Origin of the sequence: Streptomyces rimosus (assembly GCF_008704655.1) — a bacterium.
GTDB lineage: Bacteria > Actinomycetota > Actinomycetes > Streptomycetales > Streptomycetaceae > Streptomyces > Streptomyces rimosus.
Genome location: NZ_CP023688.1, coordinates 5979646 through 6004656, shown reverse-complemented (window position 1 = coordinate 6004656; position 25011 = coordinate 5979646). Strand labels below are relative to the sequence as shown.

The window sequence follows — 25011 nt, the reverse complement described above, 5'->3', positions numbered from 1 at the left end:
GAGGCACGTCGCCTCCCCACCGAGAAAGGACGACCCTCACATGAGACGCACCGCTGAACAACTCCCCGTACAACCGCACGGACGCGACCGCTCCCGGACCGCACGCCACCGCGGCCGTGCCGCCGCGCTCGCGGCCTGTGCGGCGCTGGTCGCCGCCGCGGCCGCCGGCACCTCGCCCGGAACCGCCCACGCGGCGCCGACCGCCCGCGTCGACAACCCGTACGCGGGCGCCGGGGTCTATGTGAACCCGGAGTGGTCGGCGAAGGCCGCGGCCGAGCCGGGCGGCGGCAAGGTCGCCGGGCAGCCGACCGGCGTCTGGCTCGAACGGATCGCGTCGATCAACGGCACCGGCGGCACGATGGGGCTCCGCGGCCACCTGGACACCGCCCTGCAGCAGGCGGCGGGCAAGCCGTTCGTCGTCCAGCTGGTGATCTACAACCTGCCGGGCCGGGACTGCTCGGCACTCGCCTCCAACGGTGAGCTGGGCCCGACGGAGATCGACGCGTACAAGACCCGCTACATCGACCCGATCGCGGCCATCCTGGCCGACCCGAAGTACGCGTCGCTGCGGATCGTGACGACCGTCGAGATCGACTCGCTGCCCAACCTCGTCACCAACACCGGCGGCCGCCCCACCGCCACCCCGCAGTGCGACACCATGCTCGCCAACGGCAACTACATCAAGGGCGTCGGGTACGCCCTCAACAAGCTGGGCGCGGTCCCCAACGTCTACAACTATGTGGACGCCGGGCATCACGGCTGGATCGGCTGGGACGACAACTTCGGCGCCTCCGCGCGGCTGCTGTACCAGGCGGCGACGGCCGAGGGCAGCACGGTCGACAAGGTGCACGGGTTCATCACCAACACCGCCAACTACAGCGCGCTCAAGGAGGAGAACTTCGCGATCGGCGACTCCGTGGCGGGCCGGCCGGTGCGGGAGTCGAAGTGGGTGGACTGGAACCGCTACACCGACGAGCTGTCGTTCGCCCAGGCGTTCCGGGAGGAGGCGGTGCGGGCCGGGTTCCGCCCGGACGTGGGCATGCTGATCGACACCTCGCGCAACGGCTGGGGCGGCAGCGCCCGGCCCACCGGTCCCGGGCCGCGCACGAACGTGGACACATACGTGGAAGGGGGCCGGTACGACCGCCGTCTGCACGTCGGCAACTGGTGCAACCAGGCCGGGGCCGGGCTGGGCGAGCGCCCGAAGGCGGCACCGGCGGCGGGGATCGACGCGTACGTGTGGATGAAGCCGCCGGGCGAGTCGGACGGGTCGAGCACGGCGATCCCGAACAACGAGGGCAAGGGCTTCGACCGGATGTGCGACCCGACGTATGAAGGCAATCCGCGCAACAACTACCACCGCTCGGGGGCGCTGCCCGATGCGCCCCTGTCCGGGCACTGGTTCCCGGCCCAGTTCCGTGAGCTGCTGAAGAACGCGCATCCGGCGCTGTAGGCGCCGGGCGGCGCAGGGCGGGTACGTACGGAACCGTACGCGGGCGCCCCGCCCTGCGCCGCAGTCACGACGACGCCCGCCGCACCAGCTCCGTCGGGAGTACGAGGTGGGCGCCGGAGGGGGCGCGCGGGCCCGGTACGCCGCCGCCCGCGCCCCCGGTGATCTGTTCCATCAGCAGCCGTGCCATCGCCCGCCCCATCTCCTCGATCGGCTGGCGCACGCTGGTCAGCGCGGGGTCCATGTGGCGGGCGATGGCGGAGTCGTCGAAGCCGACCAGGGCCACGTCGTCCGGGATGCGGCGGCCCGCAGCGCGCAGTTCGTGCCGGGCGCCCGCGGCCATCACGTCCGAGGCGCAGAAGACGGCGTCCAGCGCGGGGCGGCGTTCGAGGAGTTCGCGCATGGCGCGGCGGCCGCCCTCCTCGGTGAAGTCGCCGTGCGCGACGAGTCCGGCGTCCGCGGGGTGGCCGGCGGCGCGTACGGCTTGCCGGTAGCCGTCGAGGCGGCAGTGGGCCACGTACATGTCGGGCGGTCCGGCGATGGTGGCGACCTGGCGCCGGCCGCGGCCGATGAGGTGCTCCAGCGCACTCTGTGCGCCGCCGGTGTTGTCGGAGTCCACGAACGGGACCGTTTCCCCGGCCGTGCGGCGGCCGTTGAGGACGGTCGGGATTGCCATCCGTTCCAGCAGGTCGGGCAGCGGGTCGTCGCCGTGCACCGAGACCAGGAGCACGCCGTCCACGCGGTGCGCCGCGAGGTAGCCGGCGAAGCGGCGCCGCTCCTTGGACGTGCGGATGAGGGTCAGCAGCAACTGCATGTCGTGGTCGGCGAGTCCGGCGCTGACGCCGCGGATGATGCCGGAGAAGTACGGTTCGGCGAAGAGCCGGGTCTCGGTCTCCGGGATGACCAGGGCGACCGTGTCGGCGCGGTGGCCCGCCAGGGCGCGGGCGGCGCGGTCGGGTACGTAGCCGAGGTCGGCGACGGCCTGCTGCACCAGGGTGCGGGTGCGTTCGCTGACCTGGGGCGAGCCGTTGATCACGCGGGAGACCGTGCCGCGGCCGACGCCCGCGCGCGCGGCGACCTCTTCGAGCGTGGGCCGGCCGCCCCCGCGCCGTCCGCCTGGTGTCATGACCGCCTCCCCCTGCCGCCCTGACCGTACATTCAACAACGGGGCGTGCGACCGGCGTTGGTGCGCTATGCCTTGACACGCCCGCCGCGGAACGGCGACCCTTCACCTCATCACGTCTGGGAGCGCTCCCACACTACTGGACACGCCACATCCCGCACGCACGGTCGGCAGGGCACCAGGAGGAGACGCCATGCGCACGACGATTCGCGGTACCCGGCACCGAGCGGTGGCCCTGCTGGCCGCCGCCGTACTCGGAGCCGGACTGCTCGGCGGCTGTGCCGAGGACAGCGACCGGCCCGGCGCGGCCGGGTCGCCGGGCGCGGACGCCGGGAAGACCACCCTGACGGTCGGTGTCTTCGGCGTCTTCGGATACAAGCAGGCCGGGCTCTACGACGCGTACATGAAGCTGCACCCGAACATCCGGATCAAAGAGACCTCGATCGAGCGGAACGAGAACTACTACCCGCAGCTGCTCACCCATCTGAGCACGGGCAGCGGGCTGGCCGACATCCAGGCGGTCGAGGTCAACAACATCGCCGAGGTCACCGCGACGCAGGCGGGCAAGCTCGTCGATCTCTCGAAGGCGCCGGGTGTGCGGAAGGCCGACTTCATTCCTTGGAAGTGGGCGCAGGCCACGGACAAGAGTGGCAAGACCGTGGGTCTGGGGACGGACATCGGGCCGATGGCGGTCTGCTACCGCAAGGACCTCTTCGCCAAGGCCGGACTGCCCACCGACCGCAACGCGGTGGCCGCGCTCTGGGCGGGCGACTGGGGGAAGTACCTGGACGTGGGCGAGCGCTACAAGGCCAAGGCTCCGGCGGGCACGGCCTTCGTGGACTCCGCCTCCGGCGTCTACAACGCGGTGATCTCCAGCAGCGCAGAACGCTATTACGACCGCGACGGCAAGCTGGTCTACAAGGACAGCCCGTCGGTACGGCAGGCATGGGACGCGGCGATGCGGGCGGCGACGGGCAAACTGACCGCCCGGCTCCAGCAGTTCCAGAAGTCCTGGGACCAGGCGTACGCCAACGGCCGCTTCGCGACGGTCTCCTGCCCGCCGTGGATGCTCGGCTACATCAAGGAGAAGTCCGGGGACCAGGGCCGCGACGTCTGGGACGTGGCCGCCGCGCCCAAGCCGGGGAACTGGGGCGGCTCCTTCCTGGCCGTACCGGAAGCGGGGCGGCACAAGAGCGAGGCGGTCAAGCTGGCGGCCTGGCTGACCGCGCCCGAGCAGCAGGCGAAGCTCTTCACCAAGCAGGCCAGCTTCCCGAGCGCGCGGGCGGCGTACGGCCTGCCGGCGGTGGCGGGCGCCAAGCACCCGTACTTCGGTGACGCGCCGATCGGCAAGATCTTCGCCGCGGCGGCCGAGGGCATCCCGAACCAGGTGCTCGGCCCGAAGGACCTCACCGTCAACCAGAACATCACCGATGTCGGGGTGCTCCAGGTCGACCAGCAGGGCAAGACGCCCGAGCAGGGCTGGCGGGCCGCGGTCGAGTCGATCGACAACGCGCTGGACCAGTGAGCCGTGGCCGGCCGAACCCCTCGCCCCGCGTCCTCGGCCGCGGCACCGGCCCCCGACCCGGCGGCCAACGGCTCGCCCGGCCGGACCGGGGCCGCCTCCGGCCTTGGGCGTACGGGCGGCACGGACAGCCTCGCCGCCGACCGCGCCCGCGCACGGCGCAGCCGCCGCTATCGCCGGGACCTGCGCTGGAGTCCGTACGCCTTCATCGCCCCCTTCTTCCTCTTCTTCGCCGCCTTCGGGCTCTTCCCCCTGCTCTACACGGGGTGGGCCGCGCTGCACCGCGTGGAGCTGACCGCGCCCACCGACATGGAGTGGGCCGGGCTGCGCAACTTCACCCGGCTGCTCGGCGACGACTTCTTCTGGAACGCGCTGGGCAACACCTTCGTCATCGGGGTGATCTCCACCGTGCCGCAGCTGCTGATGGCGCTGGGCATGGCGCATCTGCTCAACTACCGGCTGCGCGGCTCCACGTTCTTCCGCGTCGCGCTGCTCACCCCCTACGCGACCTCGGTGGCCGCCGCGACGCTCGTGTTCGTGCTGATCTTCGGGCGGGACTACGGGCTGGTCAACTGGCTGCTGAGCACAATCGGCGTGGACGGCGTGGACTGGGAGAACGGCTCGTGGAGCGCCAAGCTGGCGGTCTCCACGATCGTCATCTGGCGGTGGACGGGCTACAACGCGCTGATCTACCTCGCCGCCATGCAGGCCATTCCGCACGACCTGTACGAGTCCGCGGCGCTCGACGGGGCCTCGCGGTGGCAGCAGTTCCGGTACGTGACCGTGCCGTCGCTGCGGCCGACGATCCTGTTCACCTGCGTCGTCTCGACGATCGGTGCCATGCAGCTGTTCGGCGAGCCGCTGCTGTTCAGCGGCAGCGCCGGGGCCACCGGCGGCGCGGATCACCAGTACCAGACGCTGGGGCTTTATCTGTACGAGCAGGGGTGGGTGAACCTCCATCTCGGCCGGGCCTCGGCCATCGCCTGGACGATGTTCCTGATCCTGCTGGTCGTCGCCGCGGTCAACGCACTGATCGCCCGCCGGCTGCGGCGGGGCGACTGAGGAGGAGCCATGACAGCCCGACGCGCCGGCCGGCAGCTGCACGGCGGCAAGGTGACCTACGCGGTGCTGATCCTTTTCACCGCGGGCTCGCTCTTCCCGCTGCTGTGGACCGCCGTCGCCGCCTCCCGCAACAACACCCGGCTCGCCCAGACGCCGCCGCCGTTCTGGTTCGGCGGGAACCTGCTCAAGAACCTCGGTACGGCCTGGACCGACGCCAACATGGGCACCGCGCTGCTGAACACCACGGTGGTCGCGACGACGGTCGCGGCGGGCACGGTGGTCTTCTCGACGGTGGCCGGGTTCGCGTTCGCCAAGCTGCGCTTCCGGGCGAAGCGGCTGCTGCTGTTGCTCGTCATCGGCACGATGATGGTGCCGCCGCAGCTCGGGGTCGTGCCGCTGTTCATGACCATCGCGGAGCTGGAGTGGACCGACCACCTCCAGGCCGTCATCCTGCCCACGCTGGTCAGCGCCTTCGGGGTCTTCTTCATGCGGCAGTATCTGCTCCGGGCGCTGCCCACCGAGCTGATCGAGGCCGCGCGCACGGACGGCGCGAACAGCTGGCGGGTCGTGTGGCACGTCGTCTTCCCGGCCGCCCGCCCGGCGATGGCCGTCCTGGGGCTGCTCACCTTCGTCCAGGCGTGGAACGACTTCTTCTGGCCGATCATCGCGCTCACCCAGAACGGCAGCCCGACCGTGCAGGTCGCGCTCACCGGCCTGGGCCGCGGCTTCATCCCCGACCAGTCCGTGATCATGGCGGGCGCGCTGCTCGGCACGCTGCCGCTGCTCATCGCGTTCGTCCTGTTCGGCAAGCAGATCGTCGGGGGGATCATGCAGGGCGCGGTCAAGGGCTGACCGGTGCCCGCACCACACGTACCTCATGCACCACTCGCGCCACGCGCTCCGCACGGCCCGTGCCGTGCACCGCGCCCTCGTGAACGGGAGTACCGCCATGTCCTGCCCCCTTCGTTTCCCGCCCGGCTTCCTCTGGGGCGCGGCCACCTCCGCCTACCAGGTCGAGGGCGCCGCCCGGGAGGGCGGCCGCACCCCGTCGATCTGGGACACCTTCAGCCACACCCCCGGCAAGGTCGCCGGCGGCGACACCGGTGACGTCGCCGTCGACCACTTCCACCGGCGCCACGAGGACCTGGAGCTGATGGCGGCCCTCGGGCTCGGGGCCTACCGCTTCTCCGTCTCCTGGCCGCGGGTGCAGCCGACCGGCCGCGGGCCCGCCGTACAGCGCGGGCTCGACTTCTACCGCCGGCTCGTCGACGGCCTGCTCGCCCGCGGCATCCGGCCGGTGCTCACGCTCTACCACTGGGACCTGCCGCAGGAGCTGGAGGCCGACATCCACGGCGGCTCCGCCTCGGGAGGCGGCTGGCCGCACCGGGACACCGCACAGCGCTTCGCCGACTACGCGGCGATCGTGGCGGAGGCGCTCGGCGACCGCGTCGAGTGGTGGACCACTCTCAACGAGCCGTGGTGCAGCGCGTTCCTCGGTTACGGATCAGGGGTGCACGCGCCGGGCCGCAGCGACCCGGTGGCCGCGCTGCGCGCCGCGCATCACCTCAACCTCGCGCACGGGCTCGCCGCCCAGGCACTGCGCGCCGCGCTGCCCGCCCGTGGCCAGGTGATGATCAGCCTCAACCCGGCCGCCGTGCGGGCCCGTTCCGACGCACCCGAGGACCTGGAGGCTCAGCGGCGGATCGACGCGCTGGCGACGCGTATCTTCACCGGGCCCCTGCTGCGCGGCGCGTACCCCGCCGATCTCCTCGCGGACACCGCGCACCTCACCGACTGGAGCTTCGTCCGCGATGGTGACCTCACCGTCATCAAGCACCCCCTCGACGCGCTGGGCATCAACTACTACACACCCACAGTGGTATCAGCCGGCACTGACAACGCCCCGCCGCCGCGGCACGACGGGCACGGTGCCAGTATGCATTCGCCCTGGCCGGGCGCCGACCGGGTGGCGTTCCACCAGCCGCCGGGCGACCGCACGGCGATGGGCTGGTCCGTGGATCCGACGGGCCTGTACGACCTGCTCATGCGGATGCACCGGGAGGCCCCCGGCCTGCCCCTGTACATCACCGAGAACGGCGCGGCGTACGAGGACCGGCCGGACGCCGAGGGCGCGGTGCACGACCCGGAGCGCATCGCCTACCTGCACGCCCACCTCGCCGCCGCGCACCGTGCCCTGGCCGAGGGCGCCGACCTGCGCGGGTACTTCCTGTGGTCGCTGATGGACAACTTCGAGTGGGCGTACGGCTACGGCAAGCGCTTCGGCGCGGTGCACGTGGACTTCACGACGCAGGCCCGCACGCCCAAGGCGAGCGCCCACTGGTACGCGAACGTGGCGCGCACCAATGAACTGCCCGCCCTGAGCCCTGGAGTGGCCGCTCCGTAAGGCGACGAGACCGAGCGCCCCATAGGAGCGGCGGGACACAGCGGTGGGGGGTGGCCGCTGTGTCCCGCCCGGGGGGTGGCTCGGTTGTGCGCCGGTCAGCCCTGGTACGCGCCGAACGCCTTGGTGAAGTCGAGCGGGCCCTGCGCGACGGAACTGCACGTCGGCTGCGCGGAGTTCTGCGGGCCGCCCGGGCACGCCTTGTCCCGCGTCGAGGACCACATCGACAGCCAGGCGAGGTGCTTGGACTGAGCGAACGTGACCAGTTCCTTGGCGTCCTCGACCTTGAAGATTTCCTTCTGCACGTCGTTGACGCCGATCATCGGGGTCACGGCGACGGCCTTCCAGGCGGCCGCGTCCCCGAGGCCGAGGGTCTTCTTGAGCTGGCGCTGGGTGGCGGTGGCGGCCTGGATGGCGTACTTGCCCATGTCCCCGTCGTAGGAGGCGCCGTAGTCCATCGCCATGATGTTGACGGCGGAGATCTTCACACCGTTCTTCTTGGCGTCGGCGACGAGGTTCACGCCGTCCTGCGTCAGGCCCTCGGGCATGACCGGCAGCGTGAAGGAGACGTCCAGGCCCGGGTGCTTCTTCTGGAGCTGCGCGATGGCCTGCGCACGGCGGGTGTTGGCGGCGGCGTCGGGCAGCGCACCGCCCTCGATGTCGAAGTCGACCTTCTTCAGCGCGAACTGGTCGATGACCTTGCCGTACGCGGCGGCCAGCTCGTTCGCCGACTTGCAGGCCACTCCCAGCTCGGAGCCGTTGGCGCCGCCGAAGGAGACCCGCACGTCCCCGCCGGCCTTGCGCAGCGCGGGGATCTGCTTCGCCACCGCGTCGTCACCCAGCCCGCCGAAGCCGCCCCACTTCGGGGTACAGCCGCCGCCGGACGTGACGAAGGCCAGGTTGAAGGTCTTCACCCCGGTCTTCTTCGCGGTGTCGGCCATGTCGTAGGGCGGGTACAGGGACGTGTCGATGTACGGCGAGAAGGCGGCGCCCGCCTTGGCCGCGGCGCCGGCTTCCGGGGCCTTGGTGGCCAGCGCCGAGCCGGCGACCGCGAAGCCGCCGCCCGCCGCCAGTGCGGCCGCCGCGACCGTACCGATCAGCTTGGCCTTGCGGCTCTTGCGACGGCGGTGTGCCGAGGAACTCATGTCGTGCCTGCCTGTTCGTCATGGGGGGACGGAGGTGCTGTGGTGCGTCCCGCACGCTAGCGATCAGGAAACGGACAAATGCCGGTTACGGCGCGGCAGATGAAAGGCTTATGACGCTCTTAAGGGACCGAAAGGGAACGGTTAAGCGCGAAGGCCGATCGGTCGCGGAACAGCCCGGCCCCGGCACCTCACTCCGTGCCGGAACCGCCGGAACCGCCCGCACGCCCCGCCGCCCGGCGACCCCGCGAGCGGCCCAGGCGCCGCCCCAGCCGACGGCGCAGCCGGTGCCCCGTGTGCCGCCGGCGTCCCGCGCGCGCCCTCCGGGCGCCGTCCAGCGCCAGCCACACCCGTACCTCCGTGCCGCCCAGTACGGACCGGCCGAGACGTACGTCCCCGCCGGTCGACTCCGCCAGCCGCCGCACGATGTCCAGGCCCAGCCCGGTGGACCCGTCGCCGCCGTCCCCGTGGCCGCGCCGCAGGGCCGCGTCCGGGTCGGCGATGCCCGGCCCGGCGTCCGAGACCAGCACGATCACCGCGTCCTCGGCGTTGTGCACGTCCACCGCGAAAGCGGTGCCCTCGGGGGTGTGGCGAAAGACGTTGCCGAGCATCGCGTCCAGCGCGGCGGCCAGATCGGAGCGCGCGACGGGGACGCGTACCGGCCGGTCCGCGCCCGCGACCCGCACCGTGCGCCCCTCGTCCTCCGCGAGCGCCGACCAGAAATCCATGCGTTCCCGGATCACCTCGGCCGCGTCGCAGCCCGCCGCGGCGGCGGCCTGCTGGGCGTGGGCCCGCTGCTGGCGCGCGGTCCGGATGATCTGGTCGACCTCGCGCTCCAGCTGGGCGACCGCCTCGCGGGTCTGCTCGGCCGCCGGGCCCTCGCCGAGCGAGGCGGCGTTCAGGCGCAGCACGGTCAGCGGCGTCCGCAGGCGGTGCGAGAGGTCGGCGGCCAGCTCGCGTTCGTTGGCCAGGAGCTGGACGACCTGGTCCGCCATCGCGTTGAACGCGGCGGCTGCCGAGCGCAGTTCCCTGGGGCCGTCCTCCCGTACGCGCACGCCCAGTTTGCCCTTGCCGAGGTCGTGGGCGGCACCGGCGAGGCGTTCGGCGGGCCGCACCATACGGGTGCCCAGGCGGTCGGCGACGGCGACCGAGCCGACGATCAGCGCCAGGCCGACGCCCGCGAGCAGCGCCCAGGAGGTGCCGACGCCGTTGGTGAGCGCGGCGTCCGGCACGTACACCTCGACCACCGCGATGCCGGAGGCCACGGCGGTGGGCTGGAGCAGCACGGAGCCGCCGGGCGCGGGCGCGATGGAGGCGCGGCCGAGGCCGACGGCGGCCTCGACGTCCGCGGGCCGGGCCCGCCGGGAGCCGATCTCGGCAGGCCGGCCGCCCTTCTCGGCCGGCGGTACGTGTACACCGATGTACCCGCCGGGCCCGCTCTCCGTGCTGGCGACGGCACGTTCCAGCTGTGTGCGGTCGGTGGTGATGGCCAGGACGGGGCCGATGGTGGCCGCCTGCCGTTCGGCGTTGGAGAAGGCGCGGTCCTTGGCCATCTCCTTGACGACGAGTCCGAGCGGTACGGCGAACGCCACCACGACCATCACGGTGACCGCCAGACACACCTTGACCAGGGCCCATCTCACGCCACGGGCTCCGGGAAACACTCCGGGAAGTCCCCGGTCCGCGCGGGCGGCTCCGGCGTGTGCGCCGTCCTTCCGCGCTCGCTCCGGGCGCGCGTCACAGCGGAGGCTCCAGTTTCACGCCTACCCCGCGCAGGGTGTGCAGGTACCGGGGCTGTGCGGCCGTTTCGCCCAGTTTGCGGCGCAGCCAGGAGAGGTGGACGTCGATGGTCTGGTCGTCGCCGTACGACTGCTGCCAGACCTCGGCGAGCAGTTCCCTGCGGGGCACGACGACGCCCGGGCGGCCCGCGAGGAAGGCGAGCAGGTCGAACTCGCGGCGCGTCAGGTCGAGTGGCGTCCCGTCGAGTTCGGCCTGCCGGCGCAGCGGGTCGATGCTGAGGCCGCCCACCTGGAGCACCCGGGAGGGCGGTTCGCCGCCCGCGGCGGCGCCCCGGGAGCGGCGCAGCACGGCGGCCATCCGGGCGGAGAGGTGTTCCACCGAGAACGGCTTGGTCAGGTAGTCGTCGGCGCCGTCGTTCAGCAGCCGGACGATCTCGGCCTCGTCGTCCCGCGCCGTCGCGATGATCACGGGTACGTCGGTGATTCCGCGCAGCATCTTCAGGGCCTCGGCCCCGTCCAGGTCGGGCAGGCCGAGATCCAGGATGACGACGTCGAAGCCGACGTGGGCCACCTCGCGCAGCGCCTCAAGGGCCGTACCGACGCTGCGTACCGTGTGGGACGCCTCGGTCAGATGGCGGATGAGGGCCGAGCGCACGAACTGGTCGTCCTCGACCACGAGCACACTTGCCATGGGCGGCACCGTACGCCATGAGCGGGCATTTCCTTACGCGAGGTTGACGCGGAAGGCGGCCGCTCCGGCCCTCTTTCGACGGGTCTCGACCACTGTCCCCGGACCGTCCCGGATCGTCCCTCCGCACCGGCTATGTCCCGTCCGTACGGGGGCCGTTGCTCCTGACCACCTCCGGCACGTGGTGCAATATGAGCCGGATGCACAGAGGACTGGTTCACACGGCGGCCTGGACGATGGCGACGGGCGCCGCCGTCACGCTGTCGTGGTTCGGCGTGCACACCGTGCTGGCCGGTACGGCGTACGATCCGCCGCGCGCGCTCCCGCTCTCCGACCACGCGCCGTCCGCACACCCCGAAACCGACGGCGGGATCTCGCCCCGCGCCTCCTCCACGCACCGCCCCAAGCCCTCCGGTTCGCCCTCCGCGCGCCCCGGATCGTCCGGGAAACCGACCGCCCCCTCCAAGGAGTCCGGCGGCAGCGGTTCCGGAAGCGGCGGAAAAGGCACGGGCAGCGGGCCGCACCCGCCCGGCGGCGACACCCCGGCCACCACGAGCGGCACGGTCAAGAGCTTCGACACCGCCGGCGGCCGGGTGGTCCTCGACATGGGCACCCGCTCGGCCGAGCTGGTGTCGGCCACCCCGGACTCGGGCTGGCAGATGCAGGTATGGCAGCAGAACGAGTGGATCCGGGTCGACTTCACCGGCGGCACGGGGCGTACATCGGTCTTCTGCACCTGGAACGGCCACCCGCCGCTCGTCCAGACGGACACCCACGCCTGAACCGTGCCGCAGGTTGGCCGCACTCGTAGAGCAGGCTTGCTTACTTGAAGACGGCGGGCGGCGGGGACGGTGAGTCCACTGCGGTCGCATCCGTCACCGGCTGCGCTCCCCCGGTGAAGTCCAGCAGCGCGCGCCCGTGTTCGACGCGGCCCTGCTGCGGGTCGGTCGCGGCGCGCCGCGTCAGCTCGGCGACGGGGAGTTCCCCGGTGGCGGCGAGCAGGACGGCGTTGCCGAATCGTTTGCTTCGCAGGACGGCCGGGTCGGCGGTCAGGCACAGCTCGGGGAAGACCGTACGGACGGTGGCGATCTGCGCCCGTACGAAGGCCAGCGGCGGGCCGTCCGCGAGGTTGGCCGCGTACCAGCCGCCGGGCCGCAGCGCCCGCGCCACCTCTGCCGCGAACTCGACGCTGGTCAGATGCGCCGGGGTGCGGGCGCCGCGGAACACGTCGGCGATCACGAGGTCCGCCCAGCCGTCCGGGATCTTCGCGAGCCCCGCGCGGGCGTCCGCGCCGCGCACCCTGATCCGCCACGCGCTGTCCAGCGGCAGTTCACGGCGGACGAGTTGGACCAGCGGCGCGTCGATCTCCACGGCCTGCTGGGTCGAGCGGGGGCGGGTGGCCGCGACGTAGCGCGCCATGGTCAGCGCGCCGCCGCCCAGGTGCACGACCTGGAGGGGGCGGCCGGGCGGCGCGGCGAGGTCGACGATGTGGCCGAGCCGGCGCTGGTACGCGAAGTCCAGGTACGTCGGATCGTCCAGGTCCACGTGCGACTGCGGGGCGCCGTCGAGGAGCAGCGTCCAGCCGCGCGGCCGGTCGCGGTCGGGGCGCAGCTCGGCGACGCCGCCGTCCACGGTTTCCACCACGGGCTCGGGACCCGTACGGGACCGGCCGCGCCTGCTCTTCGCCATGCCTCCAGTATGCCGCGTATCCGCAGGTCAGGACGGCCCCGGTGGAGGCAGTGGGCTCAGCAGCAGCGGTCGACGGCCTCGATGGTGCGGGCCGCCTCGCCGAGGGCCTCACGCAGGACGATGGGATCGGTGGCCGTGCCGCACGCGCCTTCCGGGGACACCAGCCAGTCGGTGCCCGCGACGGGCGGCTCGACGGGGGCGCCGTCGGCGGCCCGCGCGCCGTCCGCGGGCACCTCGCGCTCGTACGTCTGCGTACACGCGCTGCCCGGCAGGTCCCAGCCGTCGGCCGTGCCCGGCGGCACCAGGAAACCGAGGGTGTCGCACGCGCCGTCGTGCAGGACCGGGCCGACGCCGGCGCGCAGCCGCAGGATGTCGACCGCCTCCAGGCCCTGACGGGCCGGCACGGTCACCAGATCGCAGGTCCGCGGCGCCTCGGGGAGCAGGCCGAGCTCCGCGGAGGGCCAGCGCCGGTCCACGGCGGGTGAACCGTGCCCCGGCGCACGGCCGTTCGGGTGCGCCGCGCGGCCGGAGCGCGCGCTGCCGCCGTGCGCCGCACCGGCGGCTCCCGGCTCGCCGCCCACGGCAGTCCTGACCTTGGCCACGCCGGTCTCCCGCACGCCAACCCCTCCTCCGCACACGCCGCTCCCTTTACGTCCTGTTCAACGTCCGGACACGTCAACGGCTACGGCGGCAGGACACCGCAATGAATGGCACTTCATGGCGGATCGTGCGTGAGATATCCGGTTTGTAGCCAAACTCTGCGTGTCGGCGAGGTCACAGCTAGTACGGTTCGTTCCGCCGCACCGCCAGGCCGCGGCACCCGCCACGGAGATGGCACGGAGGGTCTGCCATGGCGCCGCAGCCAGCGGGACCAGCGTCGTCCCCGCACGTCCCCGCACAGCCGAACCACGCCTTCCGGCAGTTGCGCGGGCGGCTCTCACCGGGCGAGTTCGCGGCGTCGGTGCGCCGCGCCGCCCGCGAGATCGGGGAACAGGTCGCGTGTGACGCCCGGTACGTGGGCCGCGTCGAGGCCGGGGAGATCCGCTGCCCCAACTACGCCTACGAGCGGGTGTTCCGCCACATGTTCCCCGGGCTCACGCTCGCTGACCTGGGGTTCGCGCCGCGGGAGACGGTGCGCGGGCGGCGGGCCCGTACGGCAGCGGACGCAGGCGTACCGGCGTCCGGCGGCCCTTCAGGTGCCGGGCCCGGACCCGGCGCCCCCGATATGTGCACCGATACCGGCAAGGAGAGCGACGTGCAGCGTCGCACGTTCATCACCGGCGGCCCGGCCGCCGCCCTGGGGCTCACCGCGCTGCCCCCGTTCGCCCCGGAGGCCGCCGCCGTCCCCCGCCGCGTACCGGCCGCCCGCCCGGCGGACGGGCCCGGGCGGGCCGGTGAGGCCGAGGCCGCGTCGGTCGAGGAGGCGGTGCGCCGCATCCGGCTGCTGGACGACCGGCACGGCGGCGAGGGCCTCTACCGGCGCGCGGCGCGGCCGCTGCGCACCGCGTACGAACTGCTGGACGCCGAGGTGCACCGCCGGTCCGTGAGCGACCGTCTGCACGCGGGCGCGGGCGAGCTGGCCATCTCCGTCGGCTGGCTGGCGCACGACTCGGGCCGGTTCGGCGACGCCCGGTCGCACTACGCGGAAGCGCTGGCCACCGCCCGGGTCGCCGGTGACGCCGCCCTGGAGGCGCACGCGTTCTGCAACACCTCCTTCCTGGCGCGCGACGCGCACCGCCCCCGGGAGGCCGTCCGCGCGGCGCAGGCCGGGCAACTGGCCGCCCGGGGCCTCGGGTCGCCGCGCCTGCGGTCGCTCCTGGCGCTGCGCGAGGCGGGCGGCTGGGCAGGGTTGGGCGACCGCCGCAGCTGTGAGCAGGCGCTGCTGCGGGCGCAGCGGCTCTTCGCCGAGGGGCCGTCCGACGAAGATCCCGAGTGGATGTCGTTCTACGGGGAGGCGGAGCTGGCGGGCCTGGAGGCGCAGTGCTGGTCGGCGCTGGGCGAGCAGGAGCGCGCGGCGACGCTCGCGCGCCGGGCGGTGGCGCTCCAGGACGCGCACTTCACGCGCAACATCGCCCTGTTCACCGCGGAGCTGGCGGGCGACCTCGCGCTCAGCCGGGCGCCCGAGGAGGCCGCGGCGGCCGGGACGCGGGTGCTGGTGCTCCTGGAGGGCGTACGGTCGGCCCGTATCCGGACGATGCTGGACGCGACGGCGCGGGCGCTGCGGCCGTACCGCGGCGGCACGGGAAGCGCGGCCAACCAGGTGGCGGCCTTCCTGGACCGGCACGCGGCCGCCCGGCCGCAGGCTTCCCGGAAGCCGGGCCGGCAGGGGGCGCGGCGGGCGGGCGGTGCGCTGCCGGAGCAGCGGGGGGATGGTGCGGCCGGGGCGTTCACGGCTTGAGGGCGGGGCGTACGGCGTAGCAGCCGCGCCCTTGCGTCAGCCGCGCTCCGGCGCAAGCGCCGGTCCGGCCGTGGGGCCCGCCCCAGCCGTGGCCCGCCCCGGAGGATCGATCGGCCCAGGTGGCCACGCCTCAAACGACCAGACCGGCCCAGCCGACCAGACAGGCTCAGACGACCAGGTCAGCCCAGGTGACCGGTGTCGTTCCAGCGCTCGATCGCCGGTTCTCCGTATGCCCAGCCCAGTACCGACAGGGAGGTCGGCTCCAGGCGGATGCGGGCGGCGAAGGAGATGTCCAGGCCGAGCCAGCGGGCGCCCAGGGAGCGCAGGATGTGGCCGTGCGCGAAGACCAGCACGTCGCGGTCGGCCGAGCGCGCCCACGCCACGACCTCGTCGGCGCGCGCCGCGACCTCGGCCAGCGTCTCGCCCTCGGGGACGCCGTCGCGCCAGATGAACCAGTCCGGGCGGCCCGCCTTGATCTCGGCGGGCGTCAGGCCCTCGTACGCGCCGTAGTCGACCTCCATCAGCGCGTCCCAGTCCTGCGCGCGGTCGTCGAAGCCGGCCAGCTCGCAGGTCTCCTTGGCGCGCACCAGGGGGCTGGTACGGACCTCGACGTCCGGCAGGCCGTTCCACGGGGCGCGGTGCAGCCGCTCGCCCAGGAGCTTGGCGCCGCGGCGGCCCTCCTCCAGGAGCGGAATGTCCGTACGGCCGGTGTGCTTGCCGGACAGGGACCACTCCGTCTGCCCGTGCCGGGCCAGCAGAATGCGCGGTGCCATGGGGAATACCTCTGGCCGATCGCTCGGCTCTTCCGTGCTCGGAGCCCCATCGGAGCTCGGTTTTGCTCGACTGTCGCCCGACTCTTGTCGTGCTTGTGACCGACTTTTGCCGCGCTCGATGCCCGGCTCCTGTCGTTTTCCGACGCTGTCCGTCCGTTCCATCATCGCGCACCGGCCCGCGGTGCCGGACCCGGCCCCTCCCGTTCCACGGCAGCGAGCTATACAGCGTACGGTGGAGGGTCGGCGTTTTCGCGCCGGCGGGTGCCGCAGCGCACCGCGCACCCCTCGCACCAGGCCCGGTGACCGCTCCGCCACGGGCCACGCACGTTGGAGAACGACCAGGATGGACGCCGCAGCGCGCCGCCACGCGGCAGCCGGCAGCCGGCCGCGGTGGTGGACGGAACTGCCACTGCTCGCCCTCGTGTACGCGGCCTACTCCGCGGGCCGGCTCGTGGCCCGGGGTGACGCGCACGCCGCCGCCGGGCACGGAGAGACGATTCTGCGGTGGGAGGAGCTGCTGCGGATCGATCCGGAGCGCGCGCTGAACCGTCTCTTCACCGCCACGCCCGCCCTCGGCATACCCGCCGACTTCGCGTACGCCTCGCTGCACTACCTGATCACGCCCGCCGTCCTGATATGGCTGTGGCACCGGCGTCCCGCGCACTACCGGACGCTGCGGACATGGCTCATGCTGGCCACGCTCATCGGGCTGATCGGTTTCACGCTGCTGCCGACCGCGCCGCCGCGCCTGCTGGACACGGGCAGCGGGTTCGCGGACACCATGGCGCGGTTCTCCTCGTACGGCTGGTGGGGCGGCGACGCGAGCGCGCCGCGCGGGCTCGGCGGCATGACGAACCAGTTCGCGGCGATGCCCAGCCTCCACGTGGGGTGGGCGCTGTGGTGCGGGGTGGTCCTGTGGAAGCACGGCCGGTCGCGGGCGACGCGGGCCCTCGCGGTGGCGTATCCGCTGGTCATCGTGCTGGTGGTGATGGGTACGGCCAACCACTACCTGCTCGACGCGCTCGCCGGTACGGCCGTGATGGGACTGGGCCTGCTGCTGACACGCCCGGCGCTGCGGCTCGCGGAACGGGTGCGCGGGGCGGCGGGCGCGACGCGGCCGGGTGTGGGTTCCGGAACGGTGACCGGCGCGGCGGGGCCTGGCGTGAGTTCCGTTCCGGGCGGCGTCAGCGGCCTCGTGGCGGGCGGGGCGGCGGGGGCCGTGGGCGGTTCCGTGGCGGCCGGGGCGGCGGGCACACCCGCGAATGTCAGTGACGGATGCGAGACTTCCGCGGGTGAACGTATTCCGCGACAGCCGACCCGCCGCGGCCGACCGACCGCCGCGGCAGCCGCCTCCGCTGCCGCAGCCGACGACGGGGCTGCGGCAGCGGCTCAGTGAGCTGCGCGGCCCCGGCGTGCGGCCGCGGCCGCTGGACGCCCGGGCGCTCGCCGCGCTGGCCGCCAACCCGGGCTGCCGCCGCCGCTCCCTGCTGGACGGCGCCGGGGTCGACAAGGCGGCGCTCGCGGGCGCCCTCGGTTCCCCCGCGCCCTTCGGGCAGTCGCAGTTCGCCCTGGCCCGGGGCAATTCGTTCGAGGCCCGCGTGAAGGCGGACGACGGCGCCGACCTGATGCGCCTGCTGCACGAGCGCATGGACGCCGGCGCGGCGCCGCCCGAGCCCGGCGCGGTCGCCGTCCCCGACCTCTCCGCCGCCGGTCCCGAGGGGCGTGCCGCCCGTACGGCCCTGGCGCTGCGCGAGGCCACCACCGCCGGCGGCTGGACCCTCCTGGACCACCCGATGCTCACCCTGGAGGTGGCCGGGTCGCCCGCCTATCTGGAGCCGGACGCGGTCGTGGTGCATCCGGACGGCGGCTGGACGGTCGTGGAGATCAAGTCCTTCCCGATGATCGACGGCGCCGCCGACCCGGCCAAGGTGGGCGCCGCCGCCCGGCAGGCCGCGGTGTACGTCCTGGCACTGGAGCGGGTGGCCGCCCAGGTGGCCGCCGCCACCGGCCGTACGGTGCCGGTGCGCGACCGGGTGCTGCTGGTCTGCCCGAAGGACTTCGCGAACCTCCCCACCGCCGAGGCCGTCGACGTCCGTAAGCAACTGGCGACGACCAGACGCCAGTTGCAGCGCCTCACGAAGGTCGAGGAGATCGCCGGGCAGCTCCCGCCCGGCACCACCTTCGACCTGCGGCTCGCGGACGACGGCAAGACGGTGACGCGGTCCGCCGAAGAGCTGGCCGAGGCGGTGAAAGCGGTCGACGCGGCGTACGCGCCGGAGTGCCTGGCCGCCTGCGAGCTGGCCTTCCACTGCCGCGGCCGGTCCCGCGCCGCGGGCGCGGTGGAGTCACTGGGCCGCGGAGTGCGCGGCGAGCTGGGCGGGCTGCGTACGGTCGCGGAGGTGTTGGAGGCGGCGGGTACGGGGCGTGCGGAGGACGGTACGGGAGGCGGCCGTGCGGGCGATGGCCGTACGGGCGTGGGCAGCCGGGCGCGTACGGGCTGCGGGGCAGGCGCGGACGACCAGGCGCGTACGGACGCCACGACGCTCCCGCACGGCCGGGCAGGCGCGGACGACCACCCGGATACGGACCTCTCCCCCGACGCCCCCGCCACCGAGGCCCTGCGCCGCGCGGCCGCACTTCGTAGCGAAGCCTTGGCCGCGGCGCGCCGTGCGCAGGCGTCTGCACAGGCGGAGGAGGCCCCATGTCGTTGATCGAAGTGCTCGCCAGGATGGAGGCCGTGGCGGCGGGCCGCGCGCAGCCGCTGGCCACGGTCCGCCACCGTCACCTCTCCGAACGGCCGCTGGTCTTCGTCCCGTTGACGACCGCGGGTGAGGCGGGCGCGCCGCTGGGCGCGCTGGTCGGTACGGACCGCGAGAAGCCGCTGCTGCTCGCCGTGCCGCAGCCGCGCGACCGTGACCTGCGGTTCGCCTTCCTCGCCGAGCTGGCCGAGACCGTCCTGCCGTATGTGGACGGGTACGCGGACACCGTCGAGCTGGAGGAGCGCAAGGAGACCGACCCGGAGACCGGCAAGAAGGTGCCGGTCGAGGTCGAGCTGTGCGCGGACGCGCCGCAGGTGATCGTGCCGAGTGCGGCGGGCGTGGAGTACGTACGTCTGCTGGGCCGGTCCATGCGCTTCCGGCGGACCGCCGAGCAGGAGCCGGACACCCCGCATCCCGCGCCGCCCCATGTGCCGCTGCTCGGGCGCTGGTTCACGCACTTCGGCGAGCGGGCCCGGGTGCCGGGCGCGAGCCTGCTGCTGCCGATGACCGGGCTGCTCGCCCGTCACTGGGCGACCGGCCAGAGCAACCTGGAGGACCAGCACCTCGGCGCGCTGCTGGCCTGGATAGACCCGCCGGAGGGCGAGCACGGCGCGACGGCCGCCGAGCGCGCCGAGACCGCACGGGACGCGGCCGGCCAGCTGCTGTGCCCGCCGGCCGGTCCCGCCACGGACCCGGCCTTCGACAACAAGCGCCTCGCGCCGGCGATGGCCCGTTACGACGCCGGGCTGCCCGGTGCCGAGGACGAGATCCGCGACCTGGTGGAGAGCCAGCTGCGTCCCGCCTGGGACGCCGTGTGGCGGGGCATCGACCTGCTGCGGGCCCTGCCGGAGGGCGCCCGGGTGGCCGACCGCTGGAAGCGCGACCGATGGTCGTACACCTCCCACCGCGACCGGGTACGGGCCGGTGAGCCGCCGCAGCCCAAGCGGGACGACGCGATCACGGCCGCGCAGAAACTGTCCTCCCGGGAGACCGCCCAGGCGCAGCTGGACGCGCAGGAGGCGCTCGACGACCCGCTGGTCATGGCGGCGCGGCGGCTCGCCGGAGAGGCCCTGGTGGGCGAGGTGACCGGGGTCGAGATGGCGTATTCGCAGGGCAAGCGGCCGATGCCGCGCCCGCTGGTGACGCTGTGGACGGACGACCGGCCGCAGCTGACCGAGGGCGGCAAGCTGTACCGGCCGCTGCCGGACGGGAAGAGCCAGCCCGCCGAGTTTGTCGCGTACACGACGGACGGCCCGTCCGGTCTGGTCGTGCGGCTGACCGGCGGGATGGGGCGCGGCAAGACCCCGGAGCCCGGGTCGGTGCCCGAGCCCGGCGACCGGGTGTGCTGGACCCTGTTCGAGCACCAGCCACGGGGCGGTCCGGAGCTGCCCGACCCCGAGGACACGCCGTGGACGCACGGCGGCCCGCCCGCCGCCGACACTCTGCCCGTCGACCTGCCCGACCCCGTCACCGCGGAGGACTTCCTGTGACCGAGGCCCCTTCCGCCTCCCCCGAGGTGCCCGCCGCCCGGCGGGCGGACGGCGCGGCACCCTTCGATCCCGGCGCGGCGGCGGCCGAGGCCACCGACGCGATCGTGCACAGCACGCTGCACGGCACGCACCGCGGCGTCGTCGTGGACTCGCCGCCCGGCGCGGGCAAGTCCACGCTGGTGGTGCGGGCGGCCCGCGAACTGGCCGCCGCCGGACGCCCGTTGATGATCGTCGCGCAGACCAACGCGCAGGTGGACGATCTTGTGCTGCGCATCGCCGAGAAGGACCCGGAACTGCCGGTGGGGCGGCTGCACAGCAGCGAGCCGGGCGCCTTCGACCCGGCGCTCGCGGAGCTGCCCGCCGTCCGTACGTCCGCCAAGATCGCCGACCTGGCCGGGCTGGACATCGTCGTCTCGACGGCCGCCAAATGGGCGTACACGAAGGTCGACGAGCCGTGGCAGCACGCCATCGTGGACGAGGCGTACCAGATGCGCTCGGACGCGCTGCTCGCCGTCGGCGGGCTGTTCGAGCGGGCGCTGTTCGTGGGCGACCCGGGACAGCTGGACCCGTTCAGCGTGGTGGGCGCCGACCAGTGGGCCGGGCTGGCCTACGACCCGTCGGCCAGCGCCGTGACCACCCTGCTGGCGCACAACCCCGGCCTGCCGCAGCACCGGCTGCCGGTGTCGTGGCGGCTGCCTGCCTCCGCCGCGCGGCTGGTCTCCGACGCGTTCTACCCGTACACGCCGTTCCGCAGCGGCACCGACCACGGTGACCGCCGGCTCGCCTTCGGGGTGCCCTCGGACGGTTCGGGCGTGGACCGCGTCCTGGACGAGGCCGCCGAGTCCGGCTGGGGCCTGCTCGAACTGCCCGCCCGGCACACCCCGCGCACCGACCCGGAGGCGGTGCACGCCATCGCGCAGGTGGTACGGCGGCTGCTGGACCGGGGCGGCGCGGCGACCAGCGAGCGCTCCCCCGCCCCCGCGCCGCTGACCGCCGACCGGATCGCGGTCGGCACGGCGCACCGCGACCAGGCGGCGGCGGTACGGACCGCGCTGGCCGGGCTCGGCGTCAGCGGCGTGGCGGTGGACACCGCCAACCGCCTCCAGGGCCGGGAGTTCGACGTCACGGTCTTCCTCCACCCGCTCTCCGGCCGCCCCGACGCGACCGCCTTCCACCTGGAAACCGGCCGCCTGTGCGTCCTCGCCTCCCGCCACCGGCACGCCTGCATCGTCGTCTGCCGCGCGGGCGTCGCCGACCTGCTGGACGAACACCCGTCGGCGGAACCGGTCCAACTGGGCGTCACGGTCAAGTTCCCGGACGGCTGGGAAGCGAACCATGCGGTGCTCGCGCACCTGAACGAACATCGGGTGGCATGGCACACCTGACTTCGCTCCAGCCTCTGTGTGGCGGGCTTGTCCCCGGGGGCTCTCGTCCCTCGGCGCGGCGCACTTTCGCCCTCGCGCGCGGCGTACGGTCGTACGGTGGCAGTGCGAGGCGCATCGTCAGGCGCGCGCCGAGTGACGCGCCCTGCCCGGCCGGACGGGCGCACCCCCAGGCGCACTTGCGCGGCGCGGGACAATGGAACGCGGCACACGATCCAGGAGGTACGTACATGTCCGAGCCGCAACCGGCTCCCGACCCGCGCGGGACGGCCCCGGCGCCCCGGCGCCTGAAACCGGCTCCGCTGCTCTTCGAGCCTCCGGAGGCCACGTCCGACCCCGAGCACTTCTTCGACCTGGAGTCCATCGAGGACCCCAAGGAACTGCTCGCCCGCGCCACGGAGCTGACGCTCGCCTTCCGCGCGGCGGCGGACCGGGCCACGGAGTTCCAGGCGATGGCGGCGGCCCAGCTCGCCGACCCCAAGCGCTTCGACCGGCTGCCGCTCGCCGTGATCGCGGAGCGCGCCGACTGGACCGAGGACTACGCCGCGAAGATGGTCGAGTTCGGCCGCGGCCTGCTGCGCAGCAGCGGCGACAACCGCCTGGAGCCCAGGGACTGAGGCCCGGGGGCGGCGGGTCGGCGGGGATGAGGGCCGGGGTCGGCGGGGATGCGGGCCGGTGTCCGACCGGGACCGGCACTCGACCCGGCCCTGGAACCGGTGCCGGGGACCGGTATCCGGCCGGGACCTAGAGCCGGGGCCGGGGACCGGTATCCGACCGGGCCCTAGAGCCGGGGCCGGGGACCGGCACAAAGAACCGGCACCCGCGCGGACCGAAACCGGCAGGCACCCGACGCCCCACCCCCGAATCCCGACCCCGATCCGCGCACCCCGAACCGCCCCCAACCCACACCCCCGACCACCCCACCTCATGATCCCCCCAACCGATCATGGGCCACTGGCATATGCGGGCGCGGAAACATACCCCACACCGCCCCGTCCTGTCCCGATTTCGGCCATTCCGCAGAAACGGAACACCGCCTACCGGTACACCTGGGCCCATGAGCGACTGGCCCTCCGAGCACCCCCGCCGTCCCGCCTCCGCCACGTTCCACACCGCGTCGTACGTCACCCTCGCCGGCGCCGACTGGCTCGCCTCCGCCGACCCCTGCCCGGAGAGCGTGCACGCCCGGTGGGCGGCCTGTCCGGACGCGCCGAGCACGCTCCCGTGCGGCAGCGTCTTCGACGTGATCAACGCGCCCGCGCTCTTCGGCCGCGAGCTGGTGGACCGGTTATGGACCGCGGGGCCCGGGTCCGGGCCGGTCGCCACCCACCGCGGCCGCATCCTGCTGTTCGCCGAGCCCGGCACGGCCCGGCGGCTGCCCGCCCTGCTCGGCTGGGAGGAGTGGTCCGGCTCCGTACCGCCGCTGCTCTGCCACGGCACCGGCGACGCGGTGACCGTCCCGCCCCTCTTCCCGCACCGCCCGGCGCGGCCGGACCCGCCGTACGGCACCCCCACCGCCCCCACCGGCGACGCGCCCACCCCGGAGCCCGACCGCCCGGAGCCCGACCGCCCGGAGCCCGACCGCCCGGACGCCACCTCCCGCTGGCTGGTCGCCCCCGACGTACGCCATCCGTGGCTGCCCGGCCCCGGCACGCTGCTCTGGGCCTGCATACGCGCCGCCCGCCGCGTCCACACCGGCGGAGCCGAACCAGCGGCCGACGCACCCGGCAGCTCCGCGCCGGCCCTGTGACCAGCGCCACCGCCACCGCGACGCCTCACGGCACCACCCTGAGGGCCCGCCGCAACCCGCTCACACCCCCGCGGGACCGGCCCCGCGGAATCGATTTTTGCGCCACCCGATCAGGATGCTAATGTTTTCCACGTCAGCAGGCGCCGCTAGCTCAGTTGGTTAGAGCAGCTGACTCTTAATCAGCGGGTCCGGGGTTCGAGTCCCTGGCGGCGCACCGACAGAAGAAGGCCCCCACCTCGGTGGGGGCCTTCTTCGTGCGCCCGCGGGGCCGCGGTCTCAGCTCCGGCCGATCTTGACCGTCCAGTCCCCCGCGGACGACCGCCCGTACACCTGGACCCGCACCCCGTCCTCCGCGACATCCAGGCTCTCCCCCTCGCCGAGCGGCGCATCAGCGAGCTGCGGGAAGACGGAAGTCCCCCAACACGCCTCGGTACCGGGGTGGCCGTCCAGGACCTCCACCGGACCGCTCCCGGACGCGGTCTCGCTGCGTACGCGGTAGACCAGCACGCCCTCGGCGCACACGTCGCGGTCGTTGCCCACCGCGCCGCGCGCCTCGACGGCCAGCGCGCTGCGCGGCCCGGTGCGTACGACCAGCAGCCGCGACCGCCGCTCGTCGCCCGGCTCCATGGGGGCCGCCAGCGGCCGCAGCGTGTGGACGGCGTCGCGCGGCTCACTGGTCAGGGAGACGCATGTCACCTGGCGGCCGCGCAGCCAGCCGAGCTTCCACTTGTGCCAGCCGAAGGGGTCGGGGGCCAGCCCGAACTGGCTGCCCATGAGGTCCCAGTCGCCGACGTACGTGTCCCAGTCGCCCTTGCCGTCCCGCGGCCGGTGGTAGAGGTCCGGCAGGTCGAAGACGTGGCCGGTCTCGTGGGCGAGCACATTGCGGTCCGGGGGGCTCTGCTCGAAGACGGTGACGAACCGGCTCAGGTCCGCGTCGTCGGCGCGCAGCGGCCGGTCGAGGTTGACGACCTTGGTGGCGTCGGAGTCGACGCCCGGCGCGTCCGGGTCGGCGACGAGGTAGACCACGTCGTAGCGGCTGAAGTCCACCACGCCGTCGGCGGCGGCGACGGCGTCGCGCAGGTAGGCGCCGCGGCGGGCGGCGTCCCAGTCCCGTCGTATGCCGTACGAGCCGGAGACCTGCGGCATCCGTACCCAGCGGCGCTGGATGTCGGGGCGCAGCGCGAAGCGGCCGTACGAGGCGCGCTCGAAGAAGCGGGAGGTGGAGGGGAAGTAGTCGGCGGCCAGCTCGCCGGGGTCGGCGACCGGCTCGGAGTCCGGGAAGGACAGGAAGACCATGACGGCGTCGAGGGTGCGCAGGGGCTTCGGATAGGCCCGGTTCCAGGTGTCCAGCCCCTCGGAGTGGTGGGCGTCGGTACGGGCCAGCGCGCAGGGCGGGGAGCCCTCGGACGCGGTCGCGGGACCCGTGATGACGGAGGTGGCTATGACCGCGCTGAGGGAGGTGGCCACCGCGGCCACCCGGCGCAGCACGTGGCGGTCGACCTCCGGAGGTTGCTGGGCGCGCGGCACATCGACCTCCCAGTACGGATTCGGGGCACCTTCACCACTTTGTGGTGATTCGCCGTTATCCGTCCTGTTCCGGGGCCCCAGACGAGTGACCGGCTCAACTCCCTGGCCCGTAACGG

The 25011-nt window shown here is 73.8% G+C and carries 20 protein-coding genes, 1 tRNA gene and 1 pseudogene; 14 read left to right on the top strand and 8 right to left on the bottom strand.

The window, feature by feature from the left end:
- Positions 1 to 40: 40 nt before the first annotated feature.
- A complete protein-coding gene (locus CP984_RS26055; protein ID WP_003983268.1) occupies positions 41 to 1453 on the top strand; it encodes a glycoside hydrolase family 6 protein in 1413 nt (470 codons plus the stop codon).
- 64 nt (positions 1454 to 1517) lie between these two features.
- Here CP984_RS26055 and CP984_RS26050 read toward each other — a convergent pair whose 3' ends face one another.
- Entirely contained in the window at positions 1518 to 2576 is a 1059-nt protein-coding gene (locus CP984_RS26050; protein ID WP_003983267.1) for a LacI family DNA-binding transcriptional regulator, read from the bottom strand.
- Positions 2577 to 2766: 190 nt separating this feature from the next.
- On the opposite strand from CP984_RS26050, the gene CP984_RS26045 reads away from it, so the two are divergent.
- The 4 genes from CP984_RS26045 (at position 2767) to CP984_RS26030 (ending at position 7561) form a co-directional block, all read left to right on the top strand.
- Positions 2767 to 4098, top strand: a complete 1332-nt coding sequence (locus tag CP984_RS26045; protein ID WP_003983266.1) for an ABC transporter substrate-binding protein — start codon at positions 2767 to 2769, stop codon at positions 4096 to 4098.
- A 3-nt stretch (positions 4099 to 4101) separates the two neighbouring features.
- Entirely contained in the window at positions 4102 to 5157 is a 1056-nt protein-coding gene (locus CP984_RS26040; RefSeq protein WP_003983265.1) for a carbohydrate ABC transporter permease, read from the top strand.
- A gap of 9 nt (positions 5158 to 5166) precedes the next feature.
- Complete coding sequence (locus tag CP984_RS26035) at positions 5167 to 6009, top strand: carbohydrate ABC transporter permease (protein ID WP_003983264.1); 843 nt, start codon at positions 5167 to 5169, stop codon at positions 6007 to 6009.
- A 97-nt stretch (positions 6010 to 6106) separates the two neighbouring features.
- Entirely contained in the window at positions 6107 to 7561 is a 1455-nt protein-coding gene (locus CP984_RS26030; RefSeq protein ID WP_030182865.1) for a GH1 family beta-glucosidase, read from the top strand.
- Positions 7562 to 7656: 95 nt separating this feature from the next.
- Here the strand turns inward: CP984_RS26030 and CP984_RS26025 are convergent.
- The 3 genes and pseudogenes from CP984_RS26025 to CP984_RS26015 form a co-directional block, all read right to left on the bottom strand.
- Positions 7657 to 8553, bottom strand: a pseudogene (locus CP984_RS26025) (chitinase); the annotation flags it as partial.
- Between the two features lie 338 nt (positions 8554 to 8891).
- Positions 8892 to 10343, bottom strand: a complete 1452-nt coding sequence (locus tag CP984_RS26020) for a sensor histidine kinase (protein WP_030182868.1) — start codon at positions 10341 to 10343, stop codon at positions 8892 to 8894.
- A 94-nt stretch (positions 10344 to 10437) separates the two neighbouring features.
- Positions 10438 to 11130, bottom strand: coding sequence for a response regulator transcription factor (locus CP984_RS26015; protein ID WP_003987170.1), 693 nt, complete (start codon positions 11128 to 11130; stop codon positions 10438 to 10440).
- A gap of 197 nt (positions 11131 to 11327) precedes the next feature.
- Here CP984_RS26015 and CP984_RS26010 point away from each other — a divergent pair, with 197 nt between their 5' ends.
- Positions 11328 to 11909, top strand: a complete 582-nt coding sequence (locus CP984_RS26010) for a hypothetical protein (protein WP_030182871.1) — start codon at positions 11328 to 11330, stop codon at positions 11907 to 11909.
- A gap of 40 nt (positions 11910 to 11949) precedes the next feature.
- Here the strand turns inward: CP984_RS26010 and CP984_RS26005 are convergent, their stop codons facing one another.
- Complete coding sequence (locus CP984_RS26005; protein ID WP_003987167.1) at positions 11950 to 12816, bottom strand: spermidine synthase; 867 nt, start codon at positions 12814 to 12816, stop codon at positions 11950 to 11952.
- Between the two features lie 56 nt (positions 12817 to 12872).
- Entirely contained in the window at positions 12873 to 13433 is a 561-nt protein-coding gene (locus CP984_RS26000; protein ID WP_003987166.1) for a hypothetical protein, read from the bottom strand.
- A gap of 233 nt (positions 13434 to 13666) precedes the next feature.
- On the opposite strand from CP984_RS26000, the gene CP984_RS25995 reads away from it, so the two are divergent.
- A complete protein-coding gene (locus CP984_RS25995; protein WP_226048701.1) occupies positions 13667 to 15214 on the top strand; it encodes a tetratricopeptide repeat protein in 1548 nt (515 codons plus the stop codon).
- Between the two features lie 179 nt (positions 15215 to 15393).
- Here CP984_RS25995 and CP984_RS25990 read toward each other — a convergent pair whose 3' ends face one another.
- Positions 15394 to 15987 (bottom strand): histidine phosphatase family protein, encoded by a 594-nt coding sequence (locus tag CP984_RS25990; protein WP_003986449.1) that lies wholly within the window; start codon positions 15985 to 15987, stop codon positions 15394 to 15396.
- Positions 15988 to 16330: 343 nt separating this feature from the next.
- Between CP984_RS25990 and CP984_RS25985 the strand changes: the two genes are divergently transcribed.
- From CP984_RS25985 to CP984_RS25955, 7 genes are all read left to right on the top strand, one after another.
- Positions 16331 to 17383 (top strand): phosphatase PAP2 family protein, encoded by a 1053-nt coding sequence (locus CP984_RS25985; RefSeq protein WP_003986448.1) that lies wholly within the window; start codon positions 16331 to 16333, stop codon positions 17381 to 17383.
- Positions 17280 to 18698 (top strand): hypothetical protein, encoded by a 1419-nt coding sequence (locus CP984_RS25980; RefSeq protein ID WP_003986447.1) that lies wholly within the window; start codon positions 17280 to 17282, stop codon positions 18696 to 18698. The genes CP984_RS25985 and CP984_RS25980 overlap by 104 nt, the downstream gene beginning before the upstream one ends.
- Positions 18689 to 20236 (top strand): hypothetical protein, encoded by a 1548-nt coding sequence (locus CP984_RS25975; protein WP_003986446.1) that lies wholly within the window; start codon positions 18689 to 18691, stop codon positions 20234 to 20236. The genes CP984_RS25980 and CP984_RS25975 overlap by 10 nt, the downstream gene beginning before the upstream one ends.
- Positions 20237 to 20262: 26 nt before the next feature.
- Positions 20263 to 21621 carry an AAA domain-containing protein gene (locus CP984_RS25970; protein ID WP_030182882.1) on the top strand — a complete coding sequence of 453 codons (1359 nt, stop codon included), beginning with the start codon at positions 20263 to 20265 and terminating at the stop codon, positions 21619 to 21621.
- 227 nt (positions 21622 to 21848) lie between these two features.
- Positions 21849 to 22235 carry a hypothetical protein gene (locus tag CP984_RS25965; RefSeq protein ID WP_003986444.1) on the top strand — a complete coding sequence of 129 codons (387 nt, stop codon included), beginning with the start codon at positions 21849 to 21851 and terminating at the stop codon, positions 22233 to 22235.
- Positions 22236 to 22675: 440 nt separating this feature from the next.
- Entirely contained in the window at positions 22676 to 23368 is a 693-nt protein-coding gene (locus CP984_RS25960) for a hypothetical protein (protein ID WP_003986443.1), read from the top strand.
- Between the two features lie 140 nt (positions 23369 to 23508).
- Positions 23509 to 23582: transfer RNA gene (locus CP984_RS25955), tRNA-Lys, on the top strand.
- A 62-nt stretch (positions 23583 to 23644) separates the two neighbouring features.
- On the opposite strand, the gene CP984_RS25950 is transcribed toward CP984_RS25955, so the two are convergent.
- Positions 23645 to 24895: a M6 family metalloprotease domain-containing protein gene (locus CP984_RS25950; RefSeq protein ID WP_030182885.1), complete on the bottom strand. Its 1251-nt coding sequence runs from the start codon at positions 24893 to 24895 to the stop codon at positions 23645 to 23647.
- Positions 24896 to 25011 lie beyond the last annotated feature (116 nt).